The 7,178-nt window shown below is 70.4% G+C and carries 6 protein-coding genes; 2 read left to right on the top strand and 4 right to left on the bottom strand.

Features of this window, described 5'->3' with window-relative positions; all coding sequences use genetic code 11:
• Window positions 1–106: 106 nt before the first annotated feature.
• Window positions 107–517, top strand: a complete 411-nt coding sequence (locus ACFP3U_RS36510; protein ID WP_380230084.1) for a hypothetical protein — start codon at window positions 107–109, stop codon at window positions 515–517.
• Complete coding sequence (locus ACFP3U_RS36505) at window positions 514–1,086, top strand: hypothetical protein (protein WP_380230083.1); 573 nt, start codon at window positions 514–516, stop codon at window positions 1,084–1,086. Before ACFP3U_RS36510 ends, ACFP3U_RS36505 begins: the two co-directional genes overlap by 4 nt.
• Window positions 1,087–1,305: 219 nt before the next feature.
• On the opposite strand, the gene ACFP3U_RS36500 is transcribed toward ACFP3U_RS36505, so the two are convergent.
• The 4 genes from ACFP3U_RS36500 to ACFP3U_RS36485 form a co-directional block, all read right to left on the bottom strand.
• Window positions 1,306–1,707 (bottom strand): hypothetical protein, encoded by a 402-nt coding sequence (locus ACFP3U_RS36500; RefSeq protein WP_380230082.1) that lies wholly within the window; start codon window positions 1,705–1,707, stop codon window positions 1,306–1,308.
• Window positions 1,704–3,854, bottom strand: a complete 2,151-nt coding sequence (locus tag ACFP3U_RS36495; protein WP_380230081.1) for an integrase — start codon at window positions 3,852–3,854, stop codon at window positions 1,704–1,706. Before ACFP3U_RS36495 ends, ACFP3U_RS36500 begins: the two co-directional genes overlap by 4 nt.
• Window positions 3,851–5,503 (bottom strand): hypothetical protein, encoded by a 1,653-nt coding sequence (locus ACFP3U_RS36490; RefSeq protein ID WP_380230080.1) that lies wholly within the window; start codon window positions 5,501–5,503, stop codon window positions 3,851–3,853. Before ACFP3U_RS36490 ends, ACFP3U_RS36495 begins: the two co-directional genes overlap by 4 nt.
• A 77-nt stretch (window positions 5,504–5,580) precedes the next feature.
• Window positions 5,581–7,134 (bottom strand): integrase, encoded by a 1,554-nt coding sequence (locus ACFP3U_RS36485; RefSeq protein WP_380230079.1) that lies wholly within the window; start codon window positions 7,132–7,134, stop codon window positions 5,581–5,583.
• Between the last annotated feature and the right edge of the window lie 44 nt (window positions 7,135–7,178).

Below are 7,178 nucleotides of genomic sequence, written 5' to 3'. Positions count from 1 at the left end.
TTCCCTGTCAAGTAGATGTGTTCACGTCTTCTCGCATTCAACGGTGCAAGCTAGTGCGCCAGCCAACACCTGGGTGTGAGGGGCTGCGTGTGGGTATCCTGGCGACATGCGGGCGGAGGGGATTGCCAAGAACGCCATGCCGGCCAAGGGCGCGGCAGGGCGGTTCGTTTTGCGCGGCGCAGGGAAGACAAGGTTGGTCTTCGACGCGGCTGGCAAGGCAATAGGCACTCTCGGTCTCAAGACGTGGACAGACGAGAACGTCACGGTCCGGGGCCTCAAGGTCAAGGGCCTCAAGAAGGTGACGCCTGCGGAGCCTCCCGCAACTGGCCGCAACAAGCGGGCGGCTGTGAGTAAGTCCGGCCAGGCGCATCCGCTCTTCCGCAAGGCGGAACGGTCTCGGAGCCTGACCACCTATGAGGCGGCCATGCGAGCGCCAGTGCCGCCGCGGATCGAGGCTGAGCTTCGACGAAGGCTGCAGGACGGTTCTTTGCCTCGCCTCTCGATTCCTGGCGAGTGAGCTGGCTGAAGTGGCGGGCCGCAGAGAAGGCGGATCGCGCTCTAATCGAACGTTTCACCTGTTTGATCCCAGTCAAGCGGACCACGCGCGGCACGATCACTCAGCGGCCGCCGAAGTATGAGGTCGAGGTCGACCGGTTTCTGCATGGGCAAGCGATGGCCCGGACGAACGCAGACAGTAAGGACGACCAGCAGTTCTGGATCGGTCTGCTGGACGAGAGCATCGCAGGTGCCTATGTCCACTCGCGATGGCCTCGTTTCCAGTCGTTTCAAGGACCGCAGCGGTTCCTCGCCGCGCTTGCGGTAGCGCTGGAACACCGGAACAAGGGTGGGGTTGTCGCCCGCGAGACGTTGGACCATGCCATTAGGACGATCGCGGAGAGTGAGTCCGCGCGTCCCATCCTGGTGTTCGGGAAGGTCGACCCGGCGAACGTCGCCTGCAAGGCGATGCTCAGCCAGAGGGGGTTCGCTTTGCTGGGCGTCGAGGGCAGCTACGAGTACTGGGCAGCCGAGTTCGGGACCCCTCAGCATCCCGTCAACGCCGATCAGGCCGATCAGGGCGACGAGTGATCTTGGTGCTCCGATCATGGGAGCCCAGAGCGCTGTGAGCCTGACGCGAGGGTGACGAAATGGACGATGCCCGAGCCGCCCAGCGGCTCGGGCATCGTCCATTCGAGCCAGGCACTGAGCTCGATGGGGCCGACGTCGCTGCTGAGGCAGGGAGGCGGCCCGGATTCCAGTCGTTCCTTCAACGACGCCCTTGGTTCCTGGCGCCGGAGCCTGATCCGGTCAGGGCCTGGGGAAACGAAGGACGTTGTCGGGCAGCCTGGCCTCCTCGGCCTTGCGCAACCGGTCGGCCAAGACCGCGCCCGCGAGGGCGAGGTGGGTGGCCTGGTCCTTCAAGGTGGCGTTCTCCTCCGTCAGGGCGGAGACCCGCTCCTTGAGCATGGTGACGTTCTTCCGTAGCCGTGTCTCGGTCTCCGGGACTTGCGTCGTCTCAGTGCGGACGCGTTCGTAGAACTCGTTCTTCAGGTCCGCGTGTCGCTTGAGCAGCGCCATGCGGTGGACGCCCGCTTCGGCGGCCAGGGCGACGATGGTCAGGCTGCCGTCGGAGACCACGGCCTGGCTGGCTAGGAGGCGGTCGGTGGCTTCGCGGATGCGGGCGCGTTCGTCCCGGTGCTGCTGGTTCATGTCAGGGCCTCGGCTCCTTGGGCGGTGGCGTCGTGAGTGTCGGCGGTTTCGCGCAGGCGCTCCGCGTTCCCCCTCAGCCGCCGACCGACCGGCTCGGGGGCGGCAGCGGCCAGGGCATCGAGCTCGCGCGCGCGTTCACGCAGGCCCTGAGCGTGGGTGTCGGTGCGGACCGCGTTGCCGCAGCCCGGCCGGCAGGCGAACTGGTTCGGCGCGACGGCGTTCGGATTCGGGTCGCAGAGCGCGGTGTCGCGTTTGAAGACGCAGATCAGGTGGGCGTCGGGGTTGTCGAACAGCACCAGGCCGTCCCGGTCCAGGAACGCGGCGGCTTTCGTGGCGAACTTGGAGGTGACGATCCTGCCCTCGAATCGGGGTGTCGTCGCGGCGGCGGTCAGGGCCCGCCGGGCTGCGGGGCCGGAGATCTTCTCGCCGGCCGCCATGCGGTCGTTCAGCCGGGCCGCGGTGTCGGCGGCGGCTCGAACGGTCTCGACGTCGAGGTCGGCGTGGATGCCGCCCCGCGCGCGGGTGCCGTAGCCGGTGGCGGTTCGGGCGTCGAGGACGGTGCGCATGTGTCCGTACTGGATCGCCAGGGCGATCAGTCCGCCCGGGCGCCGGGCGATGTGCCAGGCGAGCGTTCTGCGGAACCGTGCTGTTCCGATCGCGCCGTGCGGGTCCTCCGGGATGGTCTGCTCGGGCAGGCCCTGGGCCTGGGCTTCCTGGTTGGCCCAGGCGACGAAGCTCTCGATCCGCCATCTCAGGGCGAAGTTCTTCAGCGCGCCGTGGTGGCCTCGCTGGCGGGGGATGTCGTGGTGGGCGGCGCTCAGGAGGAGCTCTCCGTCGGGGACGATGCGCTCCAGGACGCGGACGGCGTGGACGACCGGGGTGATGGCGACCCAGGGGACCGCGCGTTCTTCGCCGGCGGAGACGTGGTTGCCGTCGTCGTCGGTGACGTTCTTGTAGTGGTGGCTGCGGATCAGGTGCCGACCGCGGTGGCCGTCGCTGTCGGGTTCGGGGTCGGGGCAGCAGCCGGAGCGCAGGCTCTGAACCTCCTGTGGGCGCATACCTGTCAAGTAGAGGCAGATGATGGCCGCGGCGGTGCCGAGGTGTCGCATCAGTTCACCGGCCTCGGTGAAGTCCAGGTGCTCGCGCCAGGGCCGGCCGTTGATCCGTCCGGTCACCGGGATCCGCAGCGGAGCGGGCCCTGGCCGCTCCGCTGCCAGCTTGTCGATCCCCCGCGGGCGGGCGAGATGGTCGAGCTGGCGGGGGGAGGCGCCGGTCGTGGCGGCGATGTAGGTGCGGGCGAGCGTGACCTTGCCGCCGTGCTCGGTCGAGGGCAGGGGTGAGCCGCTGTCGACCAGTGGCAGCAGGTAGCGCTCCAGCGCGGCCCGTCCGGCCGGGCTGGGCCCGGTCGTCGCGGCCAGGTCTGTCAGGCGCCGGTTCTCGGCCCAGGCCGCCAGGATGTCGTCGGCGAAGTCGTCGACCATGCGAATCGCCCAGGTCAGCAGCGGCCCGATGACCCGCGGGTCGAGCGGCTCGGTCGCGTTCTCGCCGTGCCGCGCGTCATCGGCCTGGGCCGGAAGGAAGTCGTCGGCGCCCTCGATGTCCCAGGGAGGACGGGTGATGCCGACGGGCTGGGAGGAGAGCTGGTCGAAGGCCCACAGGTCCGTCAGGCGCCCGAGCGTCTTCTCGGCGCTCTTGCGGCCGCAGCCGTCCGTCCAGCGATGGGTGGCGTAGGCGTGCCAGTCGGACGCGGTGCAGCCGGCCAGGCCACCCGCCCTGTGCTCGTCCAGCCAGCGGGCCAGCCGCATCCACTCCGTGGCGGCGGTGTGCATCTCCACGGCCGAGCGCCGGGTCCGGGCCCTGACCCCGCGGTCCTGGATCTGGGTGGGACGGAGCTCGCTGTTGATCATCGTCCAGACGATGGGTCTGAGCTGGGCGCGCACGGGCTCGGGGCAGTGCTTCCAGTGCAGGGCGCGGAGGCTGGTTCCGGGGTTGTCGATGAGCGGCCCCAGGGGCCAGACCATGTCGGCGTATCGGCTGTTGGGATGCCGGTTGGCGGCGCTGATCCACTGGGGGAGCACGACGGGGCTGTCCGGGGCGGGGGCTGCCAGCACGAACGGGTCGGCCTCGGGGGCGAGGGCGGTGGTCACGAGGTCAAGTCTTTCTTCAGGAGGAGGTCGACGACAGTGCGGTCGGTGTCCGACACCCGGGTCAGTGCGGCATTCCAGGCGGCGGGGCCGACTTTGTCGCGCAGGTCGTCCAGCCGCAGGTAGTGGTTGCGCCAGCCCTGGTCCCAGGAGTGCTCGGGCAGGGCGGAGCGCAGGCTCTCGACCTGCTGGCGCAGGTGGGCCAGGCGGGGGTGGTGGCCCGGGTGGACGTGGGCATTGGTGCAGCCGAGACAGAGCAGGAAGTCCGCCGCGCAGCCGCCGTCCGGGCCGGGCCAGGGGCTGGAGGTCTCGTCTTCGCAGTCCGCCGTCGCCGTCTGCTGGTGCGAGGGGGCGGGCGTGTCGGCCAGCCGGCCGGCGAACGCCGTCTCCCGTGTCTTCGCCAGCGCCTCTTGGGCGCCGTCCTCGAACACCGCCTGGGAAGCGCGTTGGACACGCTGGTCGGGCAGGACGTAGACGCTCTCGTGTGTGCCGCGTGTGTGCTGAAGCGGCCGGCCTTCGCGGGTCACCGTCGTGCGCCGGGTCCGCTGGAACGGCGACCCGCCCAGCTTGTGCAGCGTGGCCCAGTAGCTTGCGTCGTTCCCAGAGATGCCGAAGACGAGAGGTCCGACCGGCCGGGGCCGGTCCATCTCCTGGTGGTCGCGCCAGAGCCTGCCCGTGCGGGCGGTCATCAGTAGATCCGTCCCCGGCGCCAGGACCGCGGCCAGCGTGCGTGCGTGCGCGGTCGCCTCCAGGGCCTGGGTGATCAGCCGGCCGGGGGAGTCGGCGCCGGAGTCGGTGATGTTCTCGGTGGAGAACCAGCGCCCGCCCCCGGCCCGGCGCTTCTCCACCTGGACCTGGTAGGTCACCGCTGTCGCCTCCGCGGCCGAAGGCGCGGTCGTGGGCGTGGGAAGGCGGTCGTAGCAGGACAGATTCCACCCGAACCGGTCGGTCAGCAGCACTGCCAGCGCCGTCAGCTCGCTGCGGGTCGGGAACAGCCGGCCCCAGGTGTGCTCCGGGCTCGCCCCACCGAGGAGCCTGCGGTTCGTCACGTGCTCCTGGCCGCTGGGCATGACGTGGCGAGGAACGTCTCCGGTGCGGGCGACGTGGTCGAGGATCCGGCCGAGCTTGCCCTCCCGGCTCCGGTCGGCCAGGTCGCCGGCGCGCCAGCGCTCCAGCAGCAGGGTGTTGTCGCGGATGCGCATCAGCGCGGCCCGGAACTGCGACCGGGCGGCCAGGATCACGCGCTCGCGCTCGTCCTCCTCGTAGGACTGCTTGCTGGGGGTTCGCCCGGGAACCCGGCGGGCCAGCTCCTCCGCGACCGGGCCGGCCGCAAGCCGCGGGTCCCGTCGCAGCAGCGTGCGCGTCCGCTGGATCGCGTATCGGCCGTTGTTGCTGCCGATGTTCCGCGCGCGCCAGCGCCTGAGCATGGTTGCGGTCAGGCTGTCCAGATCCTCGGGCGGGTCCTCCAGCTCGGACAGGAACCGCCCGAACACGACCAGGTGGAACCAGTAGCTCTCCGCCGTCCGATGGGCGGTCCACCGGCGCGAGTGGGCCGCGAAGACGGCGGCCAGCGAACGCTGCATGGCGGGCCGGGCTTCAAGGACGGCGAAGTCGAACGCCTTGCCGTGCCCGGCCTGGTTGACCACCGTCACGACCAGGCCGTCCTCTGCGAGCGGCTGCGGGGCACGATGATCGCTGGGCGGCGGCGCTGCCCGGCGCCCGCGCCCGCTCACCGCTTCACCGCCGGCAGCGCGTCGACCAGCTCGTCCACCAAGAGCTCCACGTCCTGAATCCCGGTGGTCTCCCGCGCCAGCCGGGCGAACACCCCGTCCAGGTCGTCGAGCTCCCGGCGGCCGGAGTCGGTGTCCGCGGCCGCCAGGATCGACTCCAGCCGCAGGTGCGAGACCGGCGCGAGGTAGTGACGCTTCGTCGTCTCCACGTCCGCATGCCCCAGCAGCGTCATCACCAGGAACCACGGGTCGCCGAACAGCAGCGCGAAGTCCCGGCGGTCCGCGGCGGTCAGCCCGAACCTGGTCTCCATCAGCTGGTTCAACACGATCAGCATGTAAAGGGCCATCGAGTGCCTGGCGGAGTGCGGGGTTGCCCACGGAGACTTGCCCCGCACCTCGGCCAGCCGGAAGCCTCGGCCCGGCTGCCGTTCCTGCTCGGTCAGCAGCACCTGCTCGCAGCGCAGGTTCGCGTTCCTGAAGACGGTGTTCCAGCGGTCCGGCAGCATCGGCAGGCCCTGCTCGGTCAGCCACAGCCATGCCGGCTCCGGGCCCTCCGGTCCCTCCAGGAACAGCCACTGCCGTTCCCGCCACCCCAACAGGGCGAGTTCCCGCTCACCCGCCACCCCGTCGCGGTCCACCCAGTGCACCCTCGGCTTCCGGCCCCGGGTCACCGCCGTGACCAGCCGCATCTGGGCAAGCCGTTCGTACCGCCCCGCCCGCTGGGCCCGCGCGACCGCCCACGCCCGCTCCGACCGCACATACGCCTCGACCTGGCCCAGCGACTCCACGCTCGCGTAGAACGTGCGGCTCTGCTTCGACCGCGTCAGGGCCGCGGCGACCTGCCCGTGGCAGAAGCGCCCGTACCGCAGCTGCTGCGTGGGCAGCTCGAACGTCAGCAGGGCGCCGCCCTCCTGACGCCGCAGCCCCGAACTCAGCTCGAACTGGACGAACGAGGTGTTGCGTTCCTCCGTCCGCGAATCCCACCCCGCCGCCGGTGCACCCTGCCGGGTGTGGCCGCGCAGGCCCACGTTCGACCACAGCCCCCAGGTCCGCGGGGTCAGCCACGACACCCGGGAACTCACCGAGTCGGCGGCCCGGTCCTCGGGTCGCCCGACATCCACCGGCATCGGCACGACCTTCGCCCACTTGAACAGGCGCGTGAAGGCGGCCGCCTCCCGGTCCCACTTCGCCCCGCCGATCCGCTGCGGGTTCAACGGCGACTCGCACCGCCAGTTCCGAAAGTCCGACAGGTCCCGCTCTGTCGCCGACCGCCACCGCACCCCACGCGACGACAGGAAATTCAGGAGCAGCCGGATATCCGTCCCGTAGTTCCGCTTCGTCTCCCGCTCCAGACTGCGGAACTCCCGCGACCGCACGAAGTCCAGCAGATCGACATCCACCTCGAACTCCGGCGAGACGAACACCGGATCACCCGGCTTCAACCCGATCTCCGCCACCGCCGCCGGCAGGTCCCGGACCCCCAGCACCCCCTCTTCCGGCAGCTCTCCCCACCGCTCCGCATCGGGTACCCACACCACGAGCCACTCGTCCACGTACAGCCCTTCATGACGCTTGAACTCGTTCAATCATCAGGGAA

It is taken from the genome of Kitasatospora misakiensis (assembly GCF_042656005.1).
GTDB classification, from domain to species: Bacteria; Actinomycetota; Actinomycetes; order Streptomycetales; family Streptomycetaceae; genus Kitasatospora; species Kitasatospora misakiensis.
This window is presented reverse-complemented; position numbering and strand designations above follow the sequence as displayed.

Coding starts and splice junctions, on each gene's coding strand:
- ACFP3U_RS36500 (WP_380230082.1), bottom strand. CDS start 1,707: ATGAACCAGCAGCACCGGGACGAACGCGCCCGCATCCGCGAAGCCACC.
- ACFP3U_RS36510 (WP_380230084.1), top strand. CDS start 107: ATGCGGGCGGAGGGGATTGCCAAGAACGCCATGCCGGCCAAGGGCGCG.